Raw genomic sequence first — 20,810 nt, forward strand, 5'->3', positions numbered from 1 at the left:
ATGGGATTCGAGTACGCCGAGATCCGCCGCGCCGTGTACGAACCGGCGCCGGACTCGGACCCGGGCGGCGTCGGTTACGAGACGCTGCCCTTCCCGGAGCAGTTCGCATCCGGGATCCTGGACTTGCTCAATCGCGATCGGGAGGGCAAGGAGAACCTGCGGACCGCGCCCACCCACCAGCTGAACGGCCTGGTGCAGGCGCTGGCGTCGGAAGTTTCGGTGATGCGTCGCGGACGAGCTGCCGAGGACTATCGCGGTCACAACTGGCTGTACCACCCGCGGGGAACGCTGAATCCGTTGCCTGAGCCGGTGCTTCACCGGCTGCTTGACTACTGGACGTCGGGGCTGGGAGCAGGTGAGGGGTACGCGCGGGCGGCCCGGCGGCTGGGCGAGCAGTTGCGCGAGGATCCGCCGCAATGGGCCCCGGTCGACGTACCGCTGCTGCGGACCTGGGTCGGTGACGGGGGGACCGCGGCGCCGAACAGCCTCCAGTACACGCTGATCCCCGACCACTACGCCCGCCGCATCCAACGGCTGGAGCCCTTCAGACACAAGTCGCGGACGCTGAAGTTCCGGGCGATCGCCCGCGGTCCGCGCCAGCAGGGCGCCGAGTTGATGTCGCAGCCGCTCGACCACGTGGACGAGGACGGCCGCGTCTGGTGGTTCTCCGTGCTCATCACCGTGACCCTGCACACCGTGCCCTTCGATCCGCGGCCCAAGATCCACCTCCACGCCGGCCTGCGTCGTTGGGCGACACACCCGGATCCGGAGAAGGGGATGCTCCGGCTCGGCTACGGTCACGGCACCTCGGTCTACCTCAGGCCGACCAGTCCGTGGCTACCGGGCGCCCCGGTGAGCGAGCGGTTCGGCGTAGCCCGGCTCGGCTGGGACCGGGGCATCGGGCGGCACTCTTGGAAACGCGGTGGACCTGCGGAGTTGCTCAGCAGACTGGCCGGTTGCCGGCCGTTCCCCGAAGTCGACGCCCTGCTGCGTGAACCGGATTCGTGGCTGCACGGCGGAGGTGGCCTGGAAGCTCTGGTGGTGCACGCCAACACCATGGGTGGGCACGGCGTGGGAGCCGGGCTGATGTCCCACCAGCGGTCCGAGATCCTCGAATGGGCCGAGAAGGCGTTACAGCCCGATCTGGTGCGGGTCCCCGATCTGGTGCGGTCACAGGTTCCGTCGGACGCACCCGTGAACGTTCGCCGGGCGGTTTCGAAGGAACGACGTCCCGCCGCCGAGAAGGAGGCCGCGCACCGGCTGCGTTCTTTGCTCGGCGTCCTGTGCGCACACCGGTCAGCGTCCGGCGAGGCCGTCTTCGAAGCGCGGCTGTTGTGGCAGTCGCACGGGGTCCGCAACGCCGCGATCACGGCACTGACCGAGGTTCTCGGGCTCTCCGGCGACGGCGGCGCCGAAAAGGTGGACGACCTCGCCCATGAGTCCAGCGTCCCCGGTGGTCCGGTGGTGCTTGCCTGGGATACTCCGGAAGTCGTCGTCCGGCTTAGCTGCCTGCGCTTGGGGTCGGGGCTCGGAGGCACCCTGGGCGTGGATCCGAAGTCTCGTACGAGACGCGCCGACCGGGCGAACGCGATCGACCTGCGCCGCCAAGAGCTGGCGAAGTTCTTGGCGGCGGACGGCGCGAGCGTTGCCCAGCCCGGCCTCGCCTTGGTCGAGATTCCCCGGCGACGAAGCTTCGACCACCGCGGAAACGACCCCAAGTTCCCCATGCGCCTGGGGTGTGCAGACGCGGGTGTCGTCACGCAGTTCATCGTCGACCGGGGGGCCCATCGTGCCCACAGGGCGCGGGCAGCGTGGCTGGACGGCCTGCGGCAACTGGGCGTGAGCACCGTCCCGATGCCGGATCTGCCCGCCGGAGTGCCCGCGGGTACCCAGTTCCTCGCGATCTGGCTGGCCAGCACCCAGCGGGACAGTCCGGCCGGTCCGCGGCACAAGCTTCCGGTCGCGGTGCTCGTCCGCCCGTCCGCGGTAACGGGGGAACGGGTACTCGGGTGGGATCCCGAGGCGCTCGCCGGTGTCGGGGCGTGGACGTCATATCCCAGGCTGTTGACCAGGCTTCCCGCGTTGGCCCGCGTCGAACCGGAAGAGCTGGACGAAGACCCCGGGGAACGCTGGGTGCCGTGGTCGGTGCACCACCGCGACCTCGAACAGCAGAAGGCGGTGGTGGAGGGCTTCATCCAGAAGGTGCTGTGGTCGCGGGAAGCGACCGATCACCCGATAGTTGTGCTGGTGCACGCGCAGAACGCTCGCCAGCACTGGACCTGGATCCAGGACGGCGTCGTGCGCCGTGATCTGGTGCGCACCGGGCTGGCTCCGATCCGCGGGGTTGACCCGGACCTGCGGTTGGTCCGCGTGCGCACGGGCGAACAGCGAGAAACGGGGGCGTGGTGGGCGATCGGCCACCCAGACGGGATCAACGGCATCTCGGCCGGCCTGTGGACGGCAGGGAAACATGCACCGGACGATCTGCGGATCTTCTACAGCACCACAGCCAAGGCCTCGTCCGCCGGAGGCGCGGCCGTCTCGGCCGACAAGCTCGCGCCCCGTCCGCTGCGGACCGGCGAGCGCAAGGGGGAGCTGACCATCGACACCGAGGTTCCCGGCTGGAACCCGGCGCTGGTCGAGCTGGCGGTGCTGGGCTGCCACCGCGACCAGGGCGACCACCCCGAGGTCGTGGCTATGGCCCTGCACCAGCTCCGGCAGGCTCCTGATCACCTCAACGCGTTGCGGCTGCCGCTGCCGTTGCACCTGGCGCGGCACGCTCAGGAGTACGTCCTGCCGGTACTGGTGCCCGACGAGGAGCGGGACGAGGACTTCGGCCAGGTGCAGGAAGAGGTGGAGGTCGTGCAGGCCGAGGTCGTGGAGGACTGATCGGTCGTGATCAGCCGGCCAGCCGTTCGTTCAGCTCGGCGAGAACGGCCTTGTCCTGTTCCCGTCGGTGGGGGAGGTCGAGTAGAAGGTCTCGGGCGCGCGCCGCGGCGCGGCGTTCGTCTTCGGGCCGGTCGAGCCTGCGGTAGGCGAGCAGCAGCGAGTGCAAGACGTGCGCCTCGTTCGCCGGGGAGTCGGCGACGTAGAGCGCGGCCGCGGCCTCACCGTGGTCCACCGCGTTTTCCCAGTCCTCGAGGGCTTCGTAGGCACGCTGCAGATTGCGGTGGATCGACGCCCGGCCGTAGGCGTCGGTGCTCCGTCTCGTGGCCTCAGCTGCCTTCAACCCGCTCGCGACCGCGTGCTCCGGGCGCCCAGCGTTCAGGTCGATGCCGACCATGGTGTTGAAGGTGTGCGCGATGCCTCGGTAGTCGTCGCAAGCGGTGTAGATCGCCTGTGCGGCGGTGGCCTGTTCCAGCGCGTCGTCCCACTGCTCTGCATCCTCGTGGACGACGCAGAGCTGTTGTCGCGCATGAGCTTCGTCCAGCGACCACCCGTGCTCCTGGCAGAGGCGGATCGAGCGTCTGGCGTGCTGGGCCGCCGGATCGAGCTTGCCGAGCTTGCGTTGAATCAGGCAGACCAGGCGAAGGTTCACGGCCTGGAAGTACAGCGCTCGCTCGGACCCCAGGTCCGACTTGTCTACGTCCAGCGCCTCGCACAGCAACTGTTCTGCCGTTGCCCAGTGGCCTGCCCGGTTGTGGTAGGCGCACAGCGCGGCGGGTAGCAGCCAGCGGTAGGAAGGCCAGCGCGCGAACGCAGGGGAGCGCAGCACCGCCAGGTAAGCCTCGTGTTCCTCGGCCAGCCAGGTCGCGGCTTCCTCCTTCGTCGCCGGGGCCGGCACCGGCGCGCCGTCGTCCGGTTCGCCGACTGGGAGGTCACGTCCCGAGTCAAGCGCCTGATCGCAGCGCACTGCCGACCAGAGCAGATACTCGAGGAGCTTCTCCCGGACGCGTTCCGCCTCGTCGGGCGCAGCCTGGGTGGCGGTGTCCACGGCGAATTCCCGGATCACGTCGTGCAGCGCGATCCGATCGTCCGGGGCGGAGTACACCAGGTTGTCAGCGAGCAGTTCGTCCAACGCCAGTGATGTGTCCCGCCGGCTCAGACTGGCGAGGTGGGCGATCACCTCGGGCCGGACGGACGGCCCGGGATGCAGGCCGACGACGTGCAGCACATGGGCGGCATCGGCACCCAGGGCGTTATAGGACCAGGTGAAAGACTCCCGCAGGCCAGAACGGTCCCTCATCGCGCCCACGTCCAGGATCGCACCGGTTTCCTCCAGTTCCGCCTCGATCGTGCGCAGCCTGCGAGACTTCCACAACCTCGCCCGCGCCGCCACGAGCCCGATGGCCAGCGGCAGCCCACTGCACCGGTCGACGATCTCTGCGGCAGCACCGGGTTCATCACGAACCCGGCGGTCGCCGATCGCGTCGGACAGCACCTGCAATCCGGCGGCGGCCGGGAGGGGAGAGAGGTCGATCGCGCACGAAGGACCGCCGACGTCGGAGACCAGCAGTGCGAACCGGCTGGTGATGACGGTCCTGCTGGCTTCTCCGATGGCGATCAGCTGCTCGACTTGGGCGCGGTCGGCGGCGTTGTCAAGCACAACAAGAACCGATCTCCCGACCAGAGCGGTGCGGTAGGCGGTGACGAGTTCGTCATGGGTCAATCCGTTCGGCGAGATCCGCAACGTGCGGAGGAAGCCAGCGAGTACTTCTTCCGGCGACACCGGCGTGCGGCCAGCAAATCCGGCGAGGTCGACGTGGAGGTTGCCACCCGGGAATCGGCCAGAAACCTTGTTGGCCCATTTCAGCGCAAGAGCGGTCTTGCCGACGCCCGGCGGCCCGGTGACCACTGCCAGGCCGGGTGCCTCCGGGGAGCTGCCGAGCAGTTCGTCGAGACGGGCGAAATCCGTTTCCCTGCCGCGCACGACTGTGTCGTACCGGGGAAGCTGATAGGGGCCAGCCAGGTCGTCGGCTGCGGGCACCCGACGGCCGGCGGTCGCCCGGCGTACCTTGGCGCGCAGGTCGGGGGAGACTTTCTTTCGTTCGCGGGCCGCGTTTTCCTGGTATCTGGCGAAGTGGTGTTCGGCCTCGTGAGCCCGGCCTGCCGCAACGACCGCGTCCACCAGACGCGACCAGACCGCCTCGTCAGTCGGCCACAGTGCGGCAGCGCGTTCGGCGTCGGCAATGGCTTCGTCCGACTCGCCCAGGTGCGACTCGGAGTCGATGAGGTCCAGGTACATGGCGTACCGACGCCTGCGGAGCCGGTCGAGCCGGTCGGCGAGCGGATCGGGGCGCTCGCGGAACGGCTTACCCGGACCCCACAGGTCACGGGCCTGCCGCAGCAGCGGCACGCGTCGATCGTGAGGCAGACCGCGCGCCCGGCCCAGCAGTACGTCGAAGAGGACGGCGTCCACTTGATCCCGGTTGACCCCTAGCCGCACGCCGCCCCGGTCCGCTGGAACAACCGCTCTGCCGAGCTGGCCACGCAGGTCGGACACGTGCGCCCGGACGGTGCTGGGCTTGTTCTTTGGGAAGGTTCCGTACAACTGCGGGTACCCGACGAACAGGCTATCGGACAACGCCACGACCGCGAGAACCTCCAACGGCCGGGGGCGTATCGCGACCGGCTCACCGTCCATCAGGACACGAGGTGTCCCGAGCACCTCGATGCGAATCCGGCTGGTATCCATCGACACCAGTCAAGCAGATCCGGCACCGCCGGCTCCTGTCGAAACGGGCGGTGCTCCATCCAGCGTTCGTCCAACAACGGGCCAACACCGCCCGGCAACGCTGTGCTCACTGCTAGACATCGAGAGGCGGAGCGCAAATGATCGAACAGGACAAGTGGCTCGTACCGTACGGAAACGGCGGCGGTGTGGGATACACCCGTGCCGTAGACCGCGTGGTCCTGGTGGTGGTGCACAGTGTCGCGGCGGGGCAGCGGTTGGCCGATGCGGTTTCCGCGGTCGAGGAGGCCGCCAGCATCCAGGTCGTATTCACCCGCCCGCCGGGACCGCATGGCGACGGTGTAGGCGATTTTCTCCGGTCGGCGGCCGTGCTGGAGACGTCGTGGCAGCAGGCCGTCAGGGAGCGGTTCGACCTCGTCGTGTCGGCCTCACCGACCGGCATCGGCGTGCTGGACGCCCCGGTTCTTCTGCTTCTTGGGGGCACCGCTAGTGGTCGGCTGGTCGATCACCAGGGCCGCTCGGGGGTCGCGGCGATCCGCCGGCTACTGGGACGCGGCGGTGATCCACTGCTGGTCGGTCTGCCGCATCGGGACGACGTCGAGGTAGTGCGCGAGGACTTCCCCGACATCGGACGGCAAGCGATCGTCGTCGGGGACCCGAGTTTCGATCGCCTGGTGCACATGGCCGGGCGTCGCGAGGCGGTACGGGCGGAGCTCGGCGTCCAGCCGCACGGGCGTGTCGGTGTCGTGCTGTCGTCGCGTGGTCCCGAGTCTCTGTTCGGCAGGTCGCACGACCTGCTGGCGCGTATCGGACGCAGTCGGCGGGGCCAAGCTGACCGCCTGTTCTGCCAATTACACCCGGACGTGTGGGTCGGTCACGGTCGTCGGCAGGTGTTGGCGTGGTCAGCCGCCGCGCGGCGGGCGGGCTTGGTGATCGTTCCACCGTGGCGCGACTGGCTTGACGCGCTGATCGCCGCAGACTACGTCGTGGGCGACCACGGGGTCGTCACGTGCTACGCGGCCGCGCTGGGCAAACCGGTGTTACTCGCACATCCCGCCGATCGGTGGCCGACCGATGCGGTCCTGCATGGGCTCCCGGTGCTGGACCCGTCCAAGAAGCTGTATGCCCAGCTGGCCGCCATCACCGGTACCAGGCCGCGATATCACCAGATTACGTCCGCCCCACACCGCTCCTCCGCGTTGTTGCGGTCGGCCTTCCGTCGACTGCTCAAGTACCAGGTCTGACCCACTCAAGGGCGGACCGTGTAGTTGAAGAGAAAGAGGTGATTGTATGAACCGGATTGAGGTGCCCGCGGTTTTCCGCAATAGGGCAAACGGCGAGAGCAGGGGGGGTACAGGCGACCGACTGTACTAGCCAGTGGGCAGGGTGATCGAGCGGTTGCCAGCGCAACCGCTCGATCACCTGCCCGTTGTACCGAGCATGGTAACGACAGCCTGGGCCGAATAGCTTGGCGACAGACCATCTTGTCGAATGCCGCCCGCCATCCCCGAGAACATCGCGTGAGATCGTCTGGCCGCAGCGTGCATCAAGCATATGTCGATCTTTGCGTCTTGTTAAGCGAACAACATGAGTCGTGTATTTAGCGTGTAAAATCGCCTTCGGACATTCTGGGGGTCAAGTCCCCGGCGACACATCACTGCGCAGGCAGATCAGCTCAGCCTGAGCGTTGTGGTTAACGTGTAGGACCGTCCTCGGACACCAGCACTATTCACCCGCAGTGAGGTCGTCGCATCGACGGCCTCTTTTTCGTAGTCGAACCACATGTCTAGCCGGACGTCGCGATAGAGCCGAGCAAGCTTCTCCACACTCGCCCCGCCGAGCGCGGCGCCGACGTCTCCGAGCGAGTCGACCATGGCGTATATCTCGGCGCGGTCGAGTGCGGAGGGCTCCGTCATGTTCGCTAGCTCCGCCTCGGCGGCTGCCTTCTCGGCCTGCGCCCGGTTGAGGCTGTCGACCAGCGCCACCGGTTCGGCGCCCGCCTCGATCGCGGCTTGCAACCGGTGAAGCTTGGTCTCGGCCGCTGTCAGCCGCTCACGTACCTTGTCACGCTGGCCGCTGGAACGGCCGACCTGTTGATGCTCGACAAGCTGATCAACTGTCCGGTCCACATTGTCCGGATGGAACAACTCGCCGATCCACCCATTCACCGCGTCTCGTAACGGATCTTCCCGGAGGTAGACCGTCGGCGGATGTGAAGCCAGCGCGGGTGATCCCGGTGCGAGTGTTCGTGCCGGGCACCGGTAGTACATGCCGTGCGCGCGAGGGCTGGCCTCCATCTTGCGTTTGCAGACCGCACAGCGCAGCAGCCCCCGGAACAGGTAGACACGCTTCGTCGCCCGTCCCGCTCGCTCGGTCTTCCGTGCGGTTCGCAACCCGCCAGCCGCCTTCGCCTTCCGCTTGAGCTGCGGCCTCGGTGAAGTCCTCCACCGAGACGATCGCCGGATGCGCGGCGTGACGCGAGCGCACCACCTGTTCCGGCGCGGCGCGGCGGAACCGCACCACGTGCCCGGCCGCCACGTCGTCGGGGTCAAGCAGCGTCTCTTGCCGCGCCCACCGTCCGAAGAACGCGTAACCGGTGTAACGCGGGTTGTCCAGGATCGCCCGGACGGTGCCCCCTTGCCAGCCGTCGGCGAGCCGGTGACGGTTCTGTTCAGGCCGATTCATCGATGGGCACGGAATCGCGTCACGGTTCAGGCCGTTCGCGATCGCCCGATCACCCCTTCCCGTCCAGGTACTCGGCGAAGATCCGCCGCACGACCTCGGCCGTCTCGGCCTCGATTGCCAGCACGCGCAGCCGGAACCCTTCCGCCGCCTTGCGCGGGTTCGGGTGCGGTCCCGCGTCAACCGCAACGTAGCCGTACGGTGCCCGGCCACCCTGGTGCCGCCCCTCGTTCACGACCTGGGCATCCATCGCAGCCCGCACCTGTGCCTGGACGTGCTGGCGCTCCGATTCACTCATCCCGCCGAGCACGCTCATCAGCATCTTGTGCGAGGGGTTGCGCGGGTCGTACTTCCCGCCCAGTGTCAGCTTCGGCACGAAGGGCGCCTGAACTGCTGGAACAGTCAGGCGCCCGGCACGACAACCAACCCGGTTCCCGCCAAGAAGGAGAGTCGCACCTTGAAGGCTACTACCTGCATGTCTGACCACGAAGAGAACACATGGCCCGCGGCCCTGGTCACGGTCCTCACCGACCATGAAGTGTTTCGGCGCCTGATGTGGTGCTTGTCGCTGCTCAGCGGCGTCCTCGTCGTGACGTTCGGCATGGCAACCGCCGTGCTGCTCGTGCGGGGCGACGTGGCCGCGGCGCTGCTCGGCGGACTCACGAAGTAGTGCACGATGGGCCGTCGACCTCTTGGCGGGCGACCCATCTTTGCAGGAACCCCCTGCGGGTGTTGATGGCCCGCGGGAGTTCGGGGACGCGGCCGGCCGGGACTCGAACCCGGGTGCCTGGCGCTCTCGGCCGCGTCGTGGGTACCTGCGCCGGTCGAGGGTGCGGCCCCCACCGGAGGGACTCGGCGGGGGCCGCGGTCCGGGAGCCGACCCCGGGTTACGGCGCTATCAACAGGGGGACAATGGGGTGCGGGTACAGCTCCGCCCGCCAGTAGCGTCACAGGCCGTGCCGCGAGGCGTCAATTGGCACGCTCCCCGGAGGCGTCGGCCCGGCGGACACGGCGGTCGAGGTACGCGAGGATCTCGCCGAGGTCGTAGCCGGACCCGCCGCTGATGTGCCCGCGGTACTTCCAGTTGCGAAGCGCACCCGCAGTGACGCGATACCGCTCGTCGCCGCGGGCGTCCGCTTCGGCCTGGAGGAGCAGCAGCACGTCGGACGCGCGCACTCGGTTCACGCGGCATCCTCGGCGGCGCCGAGCCGGATGAGGTCGAGCCCGACATACGGGCGCCCGCAATCCTTGCACCGCGCGGGTTTGCCGGGCCCGCCTTCGAGCACCGGGCCTTCGCATGTGACGTCGAGGCAGCGGCCGAGCGCGGCCTGCGGCCGATCGCGGGCAAGCTGACGTGCTCGGCGGTGCAGCTCGTGCACGGCGTCGGCGAGCACCTCGAACCCGGGCCGCTCGGCGCACCACCGAAGGTGATCGCCGATCTCGCCGAGGTGTACGGGTCCGCCGCGCTGCTCGGCGATCCACTCGGCGATCCGGCCGAGCGTGCCCGGGATTGACCACACGTCGTCTTCCGGTGTGGGCAGCGTGGCCGGGTCGAGCGCGGCGAGCCGGACCGGCGCGTTACTGCCGTAGCCCGGGTTCCGGCGGCCGGTCTGCCCGCGGAGCGGCTCGACGAGGTGCGGGAGCAGCGACCAGTACCCGCCGATCTCGTGCAGCAGCCGCGCGACGTCGTTCACGCACTCGGGGCAGGCGTAGCCGAGGTGTGCGTCGCGGGTGTCGCAGACGATGCAGCGTCCGGCGGCGGCAGAACGCGCGAGCCTGCCGCGCGACCGGTCGGCGTGATGGTTGGTTGTACTGGTCATGCGGCCCTCCTTTGCGTTTTGAGCGATTTGACGGGGTGGTGAGTGTTGTGCACAGTCTTAATTTCAGGTGCTTATGTCTCCATCTCGAAGTGGGAAATTTGTAATAATAAACTCGCGGAGTTGTTCCGTTACGTCAAACAGCGCAGTTCGTGTTTCATCCATTTTTCCCCGGATTTCAAAGGGCTCCTCAAATTCGTGAGGAACTTCGTACCATTTTTCGAAGTGTTCTCGATACTCTTTTACCCAGTTGACACGCTCGGTGGTGGCCTGCTCAAACAGTTTCAGCAGGTCTGGGCAGTATACGCCTAGGATGGTGCGTAGTCCGCGCCGCAAAGCTCGTCGTTTGCGTGGCCTGTGCAGCTTCTGCGTAAAGGGGACATGTCCATCAAGGAGGTCATTGCTGTCGCGAATGGCGCGATCTACATACCTTCTGTCGCCTATATTGCTCCGCTTGTCGTAGAGATGAAATGATAGCCTTTCTTTTGTTGCCAATTCCTTGGGTGTATGAGAGAGAATTTCTGCATATTTACTCGTTCCGTCTGCCATTCTGCACCATTCGCGCAAAATTTCATGAAGTTCTAGAAGTGAGCTTCGCGCGTCTGGCCATGGTGGAGGTTGAGTTGCCTTTTGTAGTCCCTGTAGGACACTTGTACCCACTTTGGTAACGATTTCCACTTCCTTTTTTCCGGGGAGTGGAGATGAATTCATGAGCGCCGTCCTGTGGGTTATGGTGTCTTGTTGGATGTAGTCATCCTAAGAGTAGCGGTTGTTCGTGGTTGCCGGATCGATCTTGTTCGGAGTGCTGGCTCGCAACTCCATCACTTCTCCCAGTTGGCGGTTTCGGTGCGGCTGGGGTGGTAGCCGCGGATGGGGTGGAATTCGCCGAGGTGGACGCCGCGGGCGACGCGGCGTCCACATGGTCGGCCGATTCCGGCGGAGCACGGTTCGTGCGGGCATCGCACGCGCAGCTCGGGGTCGTCGGCGTTGGTGGCGCGCTCGGGCCAACCGAGGTCGGCGGCGATCTCGGCTACGGCCTGGCGGACGCGTTCGGGTTCGGCGGGTGGCGCGGTGGCGACCTGGCGCTCGGCAGGTAAGGGCGCGTGACGGCGCTCGGCCTTGATTCTTCGGGTCACGTGGCCGGGTTTCAGAAACTCGACCTCGTGCGTGTAGTGGTGGATCACTGCTTGCTGGGCCTCGCCGAGGGTCCATCGGCCCTCTTCGGCGGCGGCGAGCCAGGCGGCGATGTCGCTCTGCCCCGGTTTGCGGTGGTCGTAGGTCATGGCGAGGGCGAGAACTGCGCGGATCTGCGTTTCGTCCATCGGCTGCAGGGTCAGGCTGTGGCACCTCCCGGGAGTCCTCGGAGTGGTGGTCGGCCGCCGGACAGGAAGGCGGCGATCTCGGCGTCGTGTCGGTTCGCGCCGGGGGGGGCGGTGCGGTGCGGGCGGTGGCACCGCGGGCTTCCTTGCAGACGTCGTCGACGAGGCTGGGGAGCAGGCGGGGACCGATGCCGGTGCGGGTGTTCCAGCGCTGGAGCGCGGCGACGAGGGTCTCGTCGTCGACTTCGGGCAGCAGCGCGGCCACTTCGAGGGCGAGCGCGGTCCAGGTGCCGCTGGTGACGTCGCGCCCGATGTGGGTGTCGACGAGTCGGTACGCGGCGGCGCTGTGCGGTCCGGTCGCGCCGCGCGCGGGCGCGCGATGGCTTTCGTAGGCGGCCTCGGGGTGTCTCTCGGTTCTTTTCTCTGTCTCTGCCTCTGTCTCTGGCGATGAAGTGCGATCGTGTTCTGATCGCTTATGCGAGTCGCTTGACCGATCGCTATGCGATCGCTTGCGCGCCGGTGGTGGAGGTGGTGGGTCCTCGGCGAGGCAAAAGTCGCACTCGGGGTCGTAGCGGCCGGTGTCGCGGTGCCAGCGGTTGTGGTTGCCGAGCCGGGCACCGTGGCGTTTGGCTTCGATCTTCTCGGCGATGAGTTCGGCAGAGCGCTGCCAGTCGAGGTAGTCGTGCATCACGACGTGTTCCTCGACCGGTTGCGGACACACGGGGCAGCTGTGGCCGGGCGCGTGGATCAACCCGGCGTGCTCGATCTCCCGGCGAGCCGCCGGGGTGCCGCGCTTCTTCCATATGGCGGCGCGAACGTGCCCGTTGGTTCGGTGCTTCGAGCACCACGCCCACGTGGTGACGAGGAGTCGGAAAGCCTTGTCCCCCAAGGGTTGAATCTTCGGTGGTCCTCGATCTCGTCGTGTACGCGGATATACGTGCGGTCGTTTGCCATTAGGCAACTGCCCCTGTCTTGCTCGGGTGCGCCGCAAGGCCGAGCCGGGCTTGGATGCGACCGGTGGTGTAGGTGGTCATGTGGGTGTGCGTGGCGATCTCGACGTCGGACCATCCGGCCCGCCAGAGTTCGCGCACGAGGCGCTCACGGTCGGCAGGGTCGGGAAAGGCCTCCGCCGGCAAGTCTCCGCGGCGGCACGCCGCGAGGAGGTGCCCGCGCGCGATCGGCGCGGTGTCGGGACGTCCGATGTGGAGTACGGGCGCCTCCTTCATACGGCGGCGCTCGTACCCTGGTCGAGCACACCAAGGAGGTATCGGAATGCCGCGACCGCTTGCGCGGGAACGACTCCGTTTCCGGCGAGCTTGAGTTGCTGGGAGCGGGTGAGGCCCGGCACTGCGGTGATCCAGCCGTCAGGCAGGCCCATCATCCACTCGGGTAGTTGGGGATTCAGGACGCGGACCGCCTTCGGAGGCATCAGCGAGCCGCGCATACCAACCGGTCGGCGGTCTTGACCGGCGAGCCGCTGCCGCACCGTCTCCCGGTGCCGAGCCAGCCGCTTAAGGTACTGCTCGCTCAGAACAGTTGGGGCTGGTTTTGTCGGTGTGATGTGACCGCGGATGTCCGTGGTTACTGACCGCACCGTGCGTGGCTGCCATGTGCGTATCCGTGAGTTTTGACCGCACCGAGGGGGTTACGGTGGGAAGATGTCTGTGCCTCAGAGCAAGGAGCACGGATGCCTCCACAGACGAAGGTAGAGCTCTACGCCGCGATCCGCCGGGACGCTCGAACGGGAATGTCTGCGCGGGCGCTGGAACGCAAATACAACATCGGTCGCCGCACCGTGATCAAGGCAATCGCCTCGGCCTGGCCGGAACCACGGAAGAAACCGCCGCCCCGGCCGTCGAAACTGCACCCGTTCAAGCCGGTGATCGACGAAATCCTCCGCAAGGACCTGGACGCGCCACGCAAACAACGGAACACCGTGAAACGGATCTTCGCCCGGCTGATCGACGAACACGGCATGACCGGCGTGTCCTACCAAGTCGTCCGCACCTACGTCGCCACCCGGGCGTCGCAGATCCGCACCGAAGCCGGCCGCGGCCCTGCCGCTGCGTTCATCTCGCAGACCCACCGCCCGGGTAGGGAGGCCGAAGTCGACTTCGGCGAGATCGCGGTGCGGCTGCGCGGCCAGCAGGTGACCTGCATCCTGTTCGCGTTGCGCTGCTCGTTCTCCGGCAAAGCCGTGCACCGCGCATCCGCCTCCGGCGGGCAGGAAGCGTTCTTCGAAGGCCACGAACACGCCTTCCAGATCCTGGGCGGGGTCCCAGCCGGGCAGATCCGCTACGACAACCTGCGAGCGGCGGTCGCCCGGGTGATCGGATTCTCGCGGCAACGAGTGGAAACCGATCGCTGGGTCGCCTTCCGATCCCACTGGGGCATCGAGCCGTTCTACTGCCAGCCCGGCCTGACCGGTGCCCACGAGAAAGGCGGCGTCGAAGGCCAGATCGGCTGGTTCCGCCGCAACCACCTCGTCCCCGTCCCTGAAGTCGAGGCGCTGGCTGAGCTCAACACGATGATCGACGCCTTCGACGCCGTCGATGACAACCGCCGCATCGGCGCCAGGACCCGCACGGTCGGGGAGATGTTCGCGATCGAAGCCCCGCTGCTGCGATCGCTGCCCGACGAGTCGTTCGAGACCGGCCGCTGGTTCACCCCGCGGGTCAATCGCTACGCCCAGATCCCGGTCCGCACCAACCAGTACTCGGTCCCGGTCCGGCTGATCGGCCGCCGGGTTCGGGTTCTGTTGCACGCTTCCGAGCTGGTCGTGTTCGACGGCCGAATCGAGGTCGCCCGGCACGAGCGGCTGCCGGCCAAGGGCGGCACCCGCCTCGAACTCGATCACTACCTCGAGGCGCTGTTGCGCAAACCCGGTGCCCTGCCCGGCGCGACCGCGCTCGAGCAGGCCCGCGCCGCGGGCAGGTTCACCCCGGCCCACGATGCCTGGTGGGCCGCGGCCCGCAATGCGCACGGCGAAGCCGACGGCACCCGCGCACTGATCGAAGTCCTGCTCCTGCACCGCCACCTCGCCCATGAGCATCTCGTCGTCGGCCTAGCCGCCGCCCTGCGGGCTGGCGCGCTGACCGCCGACGCTGTCGCCCTGGAGGCCCGCAAGAGCGCCGAGAACGACACCGCATCGGATCCGGCGCCGGCCCAAGATCAGGCCGCCGAGGTCACGTCGCTGGCCCTGCGCAGGTTGGCGCAGCTGCCCGGCGACACCCGGCCGCTGCCGTCGGTTGCGGTCTATGACCAACTTCTGCCCAGCCACCGACGCACGGAAGGAACACGCCGATGACCACCAAACGCCACTGCGGACTGACCGAGCAAGCCGCCGACGCCGCTGTCGACCAGGCCTGCCGGGCGCTGCGGCTGCCGACCATCCGCGCCCAGTTTCCCGACATCGCCGAAGCCGCCGGCCGCGACCAGATGTCCTACCGCGGGTTCCTCGCCGAGCTTCTCATGGCCGAACGCGACGACCGGGCCCGGCGCCGTTCCGAGCGCCGGATCAAGGCTGCGGCGTTTCCGCGGGAGAAGTCGCTGCGCGGGTTCGACTTCGACGAGAACCCCAGTGTCGACCCGGCTATCATCCACACCCTCGCCACCTGCGACTGGGTCAAGAAAGGCCTGCCGCTCTGCCTCATCGGCGACGCCGGCACCGGCAAGTCCCATCTGCTCATCGCACTCGGCGCAGAGGCTGTGATGGCCGGGTTCCGGGTCAGATACACCCTGGCGACGAAGCTGGTCAACGAGCTGGTCGAGGCCGCCGACGATCTCGTGCTGACCAAGACGATCGCCCGTTACGGCCGGGTTGATCTGCTTTGCATCGACGAGCTGGGCTGTGCGCCACGAGGCGCTGTTGGATCTCGCGGAAGGAGGAGTCCGCCGCCGGCCATCGCAGTGACCGGTTGAAGCTGGAGGCAGGCCGATCCCCGGGTTGGGGGTGAGGCTGGGAGCAGCCTCGACAACGTAGGGGCGGGCCGACACCACCAGACGGTCCGTGCTCGCAAGCGAAGACGGAATGGGTGCAAGGAAACTGAACCAGTGGTTGACGTCCCGTGAGTCGTCAGCGGCCTGCCGAATCTGGTGGATGGGCCGCGCTGTGGTGCTGGAGAGCGCCCTATCCGATGGCCTCTCCTCTCCCGTCGTCTCTATCCCATGGGCGGCGGGAGGCCTGGACCAAGACTGCGATGTGCGGTCCGTGGCGATGCCACCGGGATATAGCTGGGCACCGACGCCGTCACAGAGATCCTCAGTGAACGTGGGAAGCGATCTGGCATCGCCCTTCCCGTCCGGCGGCCAGCCGGACGGCGGGCAGGCGCAACGCCCGTCGGTGGTGCCAGGTCGTGGCGGAGTCGCCGTAGCACTCGGAGGCCGGGAAAGCCGGTCATAGAGGGAAGGGCGACAGCGTGGTAGCAGCGTGCTGCTGTCGGGAAGGAACGTTGTTGAATAGCGACGCGCCGTCTGCTTGGCCGGGCAGTTTCACGGCCCAGCAACGGGTACTCGACCACCAGCTCAAGCTGCACCGATGGGCAAGGTCTGAACCGCAGCGGCGGTTCGGGGACGTGTTCAACTTGATCTGCGACCGGGCCACTTTGTTAGTGGCCTGGGAGCGGGTGTCTGGCAACCAGGGCGCCAGGACAGCGGGCGTGGACGCGGTGACCCGCTACTACGTTGAGGAGCGCCAGGGAGTGATCCCGTTCCTGGAGGAGCTGCGTACTTCTCTCAAGGACGGGACGTTCAGTGCGCTTCCGGTCAAGCAGGCGGTGATCCCCAAGAAGAACGGCAAGGTCCGTTATCTGGGCATCCCGACCTTGCGCGACCGGGTCGCGCAGATGGCGCTCAAGCTGGTCCTGGAACCGATCTTCGAGGCCGACTTCTACCCGTCCAGCTACGGGTATCGGCCTGGTCGTCGGGCTCAGGACGCCATCGCCGAGATCCACCATTTCACCTGCAAGCCGTCGACTTATGACTGGGTCATCGAGGGCGACATCAAGGCTTGCTTCGACAACGTCGACCACCATGTCCTGATGGGACTGGTGGCCGAACGTGTCAAGGACCGTAAGGTTCTGCGCCTGGTCAGCGGGTTCCTGCGAGCCGGGGTTGTCGAGTTGCATGGTGGGTTCGCGGAGACCCTGACGGGCACTCCGCAAGGAGGAGTCGCTTCTCCGTTGCTGGCCAACATCTATCTGTCCGTTCTGGACCGGCATTTCTCGCGGATCTGGGACGAGCAGATGAACTCTGGACCTCGCCGACAAGGTCGGCGGCGCAAGGGTTTGCCGAACTTCCGGTTGGTGCGTTATGCCGACGACTTCGTCGTGCTCGTGCACGGCACCAAGTCCGACGCCGAAGCACTCAAGCTGGAGATCGGGCAGCTGCTGGCCAGCACGTTGAAGATGACCCTCTCGGACGAGAAGACCCACATCACCCATATCGACGACGGGTTCGTCTTCCTGGGCTTCCACATCCAGCGGAGAACTTGGGGCGGCGGACGTCGTGTTGTGCTCAGCATCCCGTCCAAGCAAGCCTTGGCCTCGGTGACGCACAAGATCAAGAAGCTGACGGGGCGGGACACAACCTCGCTCTCGTTGGAAGCAGTGCTGCGGGCGGTGAACCCGGTCTTGCGGGGCTGGGCTGCCTACTTCCGCTACGGCGTGTCCAAGAAGACGTTCTCCTACCTCGGTTGGTATGCGTGGTGGAGAGTGCTTCGCTGGATCCGCTACAAGCACCGCCGACTGACCTGGAAACAGCTGCGGCGCCGCTACTACGGGGCCGACCGCATAGCCGAGGGCGGCGTCGTCCTCTACAACCCGGCGAAGATGCGGGTCGAGCGCTACCGCTTCCGCGGAGCACAGATCAGCACGCCATACAACGTCGACGAGGTCGACCCGGACGGAGCACGCTTCCGCCGGACCGGCCACGACGACATGGCCTTCGTCGGCCAGGTCAGTGAACACCTCGTCTGACCCATTGGATCACGTGGAGAGCCGGATGCTCGGCCAACGGGCACGTCCGGTTCGGCGGGCGGGGACGGGAAAACCGACACCTGAAAGGGTGCACGGCGTCCCGTCTCCGACCCAACACATGGAACTCGACCGCCGCGGCGCCGAGCTGCTGTTTCAGGTCCTGACCGAACGGGAGGAGAAAGCCTCGGTCGCGATCGCGTCTAACGAGTCGTTCGCAGGCTGGACGAAGACGTTCACCGACCCGCGGCTCTGCGCCGCCATCGTCGACCGGCTGACCTTCGGCGGCAACATCATCGAGACCGGCACCGAGTCCTACCGCCTCGCTCACAGCCGCCGAGCCCAAAACCACAACACCTGACCACAGCAACCAGGTGCGGTCACTTCTCACCGACATCGATCATGGAAACAGCCCCCGACTGCGGTCACAAACCACGGACATCCGCGGTCAGTTCACACCAACACAGCCAGGTTCGGGCAGGCCGGGCACAGCGTTGGTGAGCGTGTCGGCGACTTGGTCTGCGGGCAGCCCGGACAGGGCCTCGATCTTGTCCCGGGCCGCGGCCGTGACGTCGGCGGGCAGGCCGCGCTGGCCGACCAGTTCGGCGGTGACGCCGTCCCAGCCGATCTTGTCGAGCTTGTCCACCGTCACGAAGAACCCTGGCTGCGCGGCGGACGGGACACCGGCGGCGGTCGCGAGCGCGGCCAGGAACCGCCGATCCGACAACCGCACCGTCGCCCCGGCCAGCCCGACCGCGGCGAGCGCGGCGGTGGTGGCCTCGATCAGCTCGGCCTCGGCCAGCACGCTCGGTTCGCTGACCAGGTCGATGTCGCACTGGTAGAACTGCCGGTAGCGGCCCTTCTGTGGCCGTTCGGCCCGTCACACCGGTCCGAACTGGAACGACCGGAACGGTGCGGGCAGCTGCGCCCGGTACTGGGCGTAGAAGCGGGTCAGCGGGACCGTGAGGTCGTACCGCAGTCCCAGGTCCACCAGATCCGTCACCGCCGTGTCGGCGGGCAGGTGCGTGTCGAGGCCGCGGCGCAGGATCTGGAACAACAGTTTCTCGTTGTCCCCGCCCTGCCCGGAGCTCAACCGCTCGATCCGTTCCAGTGCCGGGTCTCGATCAGCTGGTACCCGAAACGCCGGTAGATGTCCTGGATCACGCCAAGAACCCGATCCCGGGTCGCCACGACATCCGGGAGCAGGTCACGGGTGCCCCGGGCGGGGCTGTTGTCCATCTTCACGACACGACCTCACAACCGCTGGTAGACAGGGGAAATCCTGCACACCGACCGGCACTGACAAGGCTGGGGTGGATCAGCCTAGTCAATGTCGTGCGCGCACATCCCCCAACAGCACCCTGTACCGGTCGGCGCCGAGGCTGCCCCAGGCCGGACCGCCGGAGACGGGTTCGGGGCGCCTCGACCGGAACGGTGCACAGCCGCGCGCATCCTGCGGTCCTGCGCGGTCTTGTCCACTGTGGTCAGTGCCAGGTCATGGGTGATCGTGTCCGCCGCGACCACCTGAGGGTTCGCAGCGGCCGGGAAGGTGGAGGGACAGATCACCACATCGCTCCGCACACATTACCGTTGGACACAGCGCAGATTCTCGCACGTCCGCTGTCGACACTGTGGTGGGGAGGTTGCCCGGAAAGGCGGGAATGACGGCGGCCAGCTCGGCGTGCCCGCACTCGACGTCCCGACCGACAGACAAAGCAAGCCACGGTCGACGGGGCAATCCGCCAGGTGGCCGAGGGCGGACGGGCTCCACAGTCATAAGCATGGCCGGTGCGCCTGCTGGGGCATGCTTGTCCCTAGGCTGGCCCCATGGATCTGGCGCAGGTGAGTGACGACGCCGAGGCGGTTTCGCGGGTCTATGCCCGCAAGCACGGGATCGATCGGACCGAGCAGTGGTTCGTCCTCAAACTTCAGGAGGAGCTCGGCGAGCTGACCCAGGCGTACCTGATGCGGACTGGTCAGGCCCGAGGCAAGGGGTACTCGCCGCAGGAACTGGACGATAACTTCGGTGCCGAGGTAGCCGATGTGGTGTGCCAGGCGCTGTTGCTCGCTCGGCACCACGGCGTTGACCTGGAGGACCAGATCGAGCGGAAGTGGATGATGTGGCATCCCGACAGGTCGGTCTCCGCCGTAGGTGACTGACACCGCCAGGTCAGAACCTGGCCGCTGCCGGGCGTTGCCCAGAACAAGTCCAGCAGTTAGTTGCCCTGCACACTGTTTCGCTGCGCCTGATCTCTCGCCAGCAACTGCCGTATGGTGCTGACGGTCAACCGGCCGGTCACGCCTACGCTGTTGCGGGCGGCTTCGTAATAGCGTTCCCGCGCCTCATCGACATTCTGTACAGCGGCTGTCCAATCGACTGAACCAGCGTCGTGGGGTCGGCTTTGGGCAAACTCCGCTTCGATTTTGACCGTGTTGTGCCAGCGTAGGGCGGCCTCCACGGTTGGTCCGTCTGCCAGAAGCAGCATCTTCTCCCACGCTTCCGTCCGCCGGGCTTCCGCTTGGGCAATCAGGTCGAGTCCGGCTTCGTGACTGATCGGCTCGGCTAGGCCGTGGACGCTGGATGGATTGACCATCCCCAGTGCGGTCATATGGACCTTATTGATTGTCAAGGCGTACTCCGCGTAGACGTCAATACGACGTTCGTCCCATCGAATCGCCTGGTTTCGCTTCCAGCGGAGCCGATCGGTCCAGCCAGTGGTGATGACGCCGACCACTACGCCGATCAGCGCCGGTATCGCGCTGAGGAGGTTGCTCATGACTCCAGGATCTCAGAAACAGACGGAAACCCGGTCATCGATGGACGGCGTTTGGGCTCCGCTCACCAGCCACCGCGCGCTGCCGGAGGTGCCGGACGCCGCGACCCTGTGACACCGGGACTGCGTCGTCTACAATGGACTTTCGCGGCGGGTCACCGCACGGCGTAACGGAGTCCTTCGTCTTCGAGTTCGCGGCCGTTGCCGTCGTTCCAGCCCGGCGCGTCGCGGGCGGGGTCGTACTTGCCGTCGCCGTCGTCGACGGTCAGCACCGCGAGCAGTGAGTGGATGCCCGGTGCGGGCGGGGCCGCGAGAGTGACCGTGGTGCCGAAGTTCCGGCCCGGCCGCAACGGTGCGGAGCCGAGCAGGGTGCCCGCCGGGTCGTACACGGCGACCGGGAGGTCGGTTTCCTTGATCAGCATGTGGGTGCCGTCGCCGCCATGGCCGTCAGCGTCCAGTTCGGTGTGCGGGAAGGACACCCGATCCAGCAGTTTCAGCGGCCTGCCTGCCACAGGTGAGGCGTTCGGCGCGGGGCTGCCCGCGCACGCGGTGAGCGCGATGCAGAGGGAACCGGTGGTCGCGGCCAGGAACAGGGCACGGCGTGAGGTCTTCAT

General features: G+C 67.1%; 21 protein-coding genes and 3 pseudogenes. 9 read left to right on the forward strand and 15 right to left on the reverse strand.

Annotated elements, in window-relative coordinates:
• Complete coding sequence (locus ABD987_RS39635) at positions 1 to 2,889, forward strand: pPIWI_RE module domain-containing protein (protein WP_345407162.1); 2,889 nt, start codon at positions 1 to 3, stop codon at positions 2,887 to 2,889.
• A 10-nt stretch (positions 2,890 to 2,899) separates the two neighbouring features.
• Here the strand turns inward: ABD987_RS39635 and ABD987_RS39640 are convergent, their stop codons facing one another.
• Positions 2,900 to 5,635, reverse strand: coding sequence for an ATP-binding protein (locus ABD987_RS39640; RefSeq protein ID WP_345407004.1), 2,736 nt, complete (start codon positions 5,633 to 5,635; stop codon positions 2,900 to 2,902).
• A gap of 137 nt (positions 5,636 to 5,772) precedes the next feature.
• Between ABD987_RS39640 and ABD987_RS39645 the strand changes: the two genes are divergently transcribed.
• Positions 5,773 to 6,876 (forward strand): hypothetical protein, encoded by a 1,104-nt coding sequence (locus ABD987_RS39645; protein WP_345407007.1) that lies wholly within the window; start codon positions 5,773 to 5,775, stop codon positions 6,874 to 6,876.
• Positions 6,877 to 7,302: 426 nt separating this feature from the next.
• On the opposite strand, the gene ABD987_RS39650 is transcribed toward ABD987_RS39645, so the two are convergent.
• The 4 genes and pseudogenes from ABD987_RS39650 to ABD987_RS39665 form a co-directional block, all read right to left on the reverse strand.
• The gene (locus tag ABD987_RS39650; RefSeq protein ID WP_345407171.1) at positions 7,303 to 7,800 is read right to left on the reverse strand and encodes a hypothetical protein; all 498 of its coding nucleotides are present in this window, start codon (positions 7,798 to 7,800) and stop codon (positions 7,303 to 7,305) included.
• Positions 7,801 to 7,857: 57 nt separating this feature from the next.
• Positions 7,858 to 7,929 (reverse strand): annotated as a pseudogene (locus ABD987_RS39655) (hypothetical protein); the annotation flags it as partial.
• A gap of 175 nt (positions 7,930 to 8,104) precedes the next feature.
• Positions 8,105 to 8,317: pseudogene (locus ABD987_RS39660) on the reverse strand (recombinase family protein); the annotation flags it as partial.
• A 49-nt stretch (positions 8,318 to 8,366) separates the two neighbouring features.
• Positions 8,367 to 8,690: a serine integrase family protein gene (locus tag ABD987_RS39665; RefSeq protein ID WP_345407010.1), complete on the reverse strand. Its 324-nt coding sequence runs from the start codon at positions 8,688 to 8,690 to the stop codon at positions 8,367 to 8,369.
• Between the two features lie 99 nt (positions 8,691 to 8,789).
• Here ABD987_RS39665 and ABD987_RS39670 point away from each other — a divergent pair, with 99 nt between their 5' ends.
• Entirely contained in the window at positions 8,790 to 8,984 is a 195-nt protein-coding gene (locus ABD987_RS39670; protein WP_345407013.1) for a hypothetical protein, read from the forward strand.
• A gap of 299 nt (positions 8,985 to 9,283) precedes the next feature.
• Here ABD987_RS39670 and ABD987_RS39675 read toward each other — a convergent pair whose 3' ends face one another.
• The 4 genes from ABD987_RS39675 to ABD987_RS39690 form a co-directional block, all read right to left on the reverse strand.
• Positions 9,284 to 9,499: a hypothetical protein gene (locus ABD987_RS39675; protein ID WP_345407016.1), complete on the reverse strand. Its 216-nt coding sequence runs from the start codon at positions 9,497 to 9,499 to the stop codon at positions 9,284 to 9,286.
• The gene (locus ABD987_RS39680) at positions 9,496 to 10,134 is read right to left on the reverse strand and encodes a hypothetical protein (RefSeq protein ID WP_345407019.1); all 639 of its coding nucleotides are present in this window, start codon (positions 10,132 to 10,134) and stop codon (positions 9,496 to 9,498) included. Before ABD987_RS39680 ends, ABD987_RS39675 begins: the two co-directional genes overlap by 4 nt.
• Before the next feature lie 63 nt (positions 10,135 to 10,197).
• Positions 10,198 to 10,680 (reverse strand): hypothetical protein, encoded by a 483-nt coding sequence (locus tag ABD987_RS39685; RefSeq protein ID WP_345407022.1) that lies wholly within the window; start codon positions 10,678 to 10,680, stop codon positions 10,198 to 10,200.
• Positions 10,681 to 10,952: 272 nt separating this feature from the next.
• A complete protein-coding gene (locus ABD987_RS39690) occupies positions 10,953 to 11,453 on the reverse strand; it encodes a zinc finger domain-containing protein (protein WP_345407025.1) in 501 nt (166 codons plus the stop codon).
• Between the two features lie 185 nt (positions 11,454 to 11,638).
• On the opposite strand from ABD987_RS39690, the gene ABD987_RS39695 reads away from it, so the two are divergent.
• Positions 11,639 to 11,842: a hypothetical protein gene (locus tag ABD987_RS39695; RefSeq protein ID WP_345407028.1), complete on the forward strand. Its 204-nt coding sequence runs from the start codon at positions 11,639 to 11,641 to the stop codon at positions 11,840 to 11,842.
• 561 nt (positions 11,843 to 12,403) lie between these two features.
• Here ABD987_RS39695 and ABD987_RS39700 read toward each other — a convergent pair.
• Positions 12,404 to 12,676 carry a hypothetical protein gene (locus tag ABD987_RS39700; RefSeq protein ID WP_345407031.1) on the reverse strand — a complete coding sequence of 91 codons (273 nt, stop codon included), beginning with the start codon at positions 12,674 to 12,676 and terminating at the stop codon, positions 12,404 to 12,406.
• Between the two features lie 461 nt (positions 12,677 to 13,137).
• On the opposite strand from ABD987_RS39700, the gene istA reads away from it, so the two are divergent.
• The 4 genes and pseudogenes from istA to ABD987_RS39720 form a co-directional block, all read left to right on the forward strand.
• Positions 13,138 to 14,757 carry an IS21 family transposase gene (gene istA / locus ABD987_RS39705; protein WP_345407034.1) on the forward strand — a complete coding sequence of 540 codons (1,620 nt, stop codon included), beginning with the start codon at positions 13,138 to 13,140 and terminating at the stop codon, positions 14,755 to 14,757.
• A complete protein-coding gene (locus tag ABD987_RS39710; protein WP_345407037.1) occupies positions 14,754 to 15,371 on the forward strand; it encodes an ATP-binding protein in 618 nt (205 codons plus the stop codon). Before istA ends, ABD987_RS39710 begins: the two co-directional genes overlap by 4 nt.
• Before the next feature lie 533 nt (positions 15,372 to 15,904).
• The gene (gene ltrA, locus ABD987_RS39715) at positions 15,905 to 17,425 is read left to right on the forward strand and encodes a group II intron reverse transcriptase/maturase (RefSeq protein WP_345407040.1); all 1,521 of its coding nucleotides are present in this window, start codon (positions 15,905 to 15,907) and stop codon (positions 17,423 to 17,425) included.
• A gap of 115 nt (positions 17,426 to 17,540) precedes the next feature.
• Positions 17,541 to 17,783: pseudogene (locus ABD987_RS39720) on the forward strand (ATP-binding protein); the annotation flags it as partial.
• A gap of 87 nt (positions 17,784 to 17,870) precedes the next feature.
• Here ABD987_RS39720 and ABD987_RS39725 read toward each other — a convergent pair.
• From ABD987_RS39725 to ABD987_RS39735, 3 genes are read right to left on the reverse strand one after another with little or no spacing between them, the layout of a single operon-like run.
• Positions 17,871 to 18,251, reverse strand: coding sequence for a hypothetical protein (locus ABD987_RS39725; protein WP_345407165.1), 381 nt, complete (start codon positions 18,249 to 18,251; stop codon positions 17,871 to 17,873).
• 51 nt (positions 18,252 to 18,302) lie between these two features.
• A complete protein-coding gene (locus tag ABD987_RS39730; RefSeq protein ID WP_345407043.1) occupies positions 18,303 to 18,515 on the reverse strand; it encodes a hypothetical protein in 213 nt (70 codons plus the stop codon).
• On the reverse strand, positions 18,512 to 18,667 hold the full coding sequence (locus ABD987_RS39735; RefSeq protein WP_345407045.1) for a hypothetical protein: 156 nt from the start codon (positions 18,665 to 18,667) through the stop codon (positions 18,512 to 18,514). Before ABD987_RS39735 ends, ABD987_RS39730 begins: the two co-directional genes overlap by 4 nt.
• A gap of 582 nt (positions 18,668 to 19,249) precedes the next feature.
• Here ABD987_RS39735 and ABD987_RS39740 point away from each other — a divergent pair.
• Entirely contained in the window at positions 19,250 to 19,582 is a 333-nt protein-coding gene (locus ABD987_RS39740) for a nucleoside triphosphate pyrophosphohydrolase family protein (protein ID WP_345407048.1), read from the forward strand.
• 56 nt (positions 19,583 to 19,638) lie between these two features.
• On the opposite strand, the gene ABD987_RS39745 is transcribed toward ABD987_RS39740, so the two are convergent.
• Together ABD987_RS39745 and ABD987_RS39750 are read right to left on the reverse strand one after the other, a co-directional pair.
• Positions 19,639 to 20,199, reverse strand: coding sequence for a hypothetical protein (locus ABD987_RS39745; protein ID WP_345407051.1), 561 nt, complete (start codon positions 20,197 to 20,199; stop codon positions 19,639 to 19,641).
• 152 nt (positions 20,200 to 20,351) lie between these two features.
• The gene (locus tag ABD987_RS39750) at positions 20,352 to 20,810 is read right to left on the reverse strand and encodes a hypothetical protein (protein ID WP_345407054.1); all 459 of its coding nucleotides are present in this window, start codon (positions 20,808 to 20,810) and stop codon (positions 20,352 to 20,354) included.

Source organism: Amycolatopsis samaneae (genome assembly GCF_039541975.1).
Lineage (GTDB): Bacteria > Actinomycetota > Actinomycetes > Mycobacteriales > Pseudonocardiaceae > Amycolatopsis > Amycolatopsis samaneae.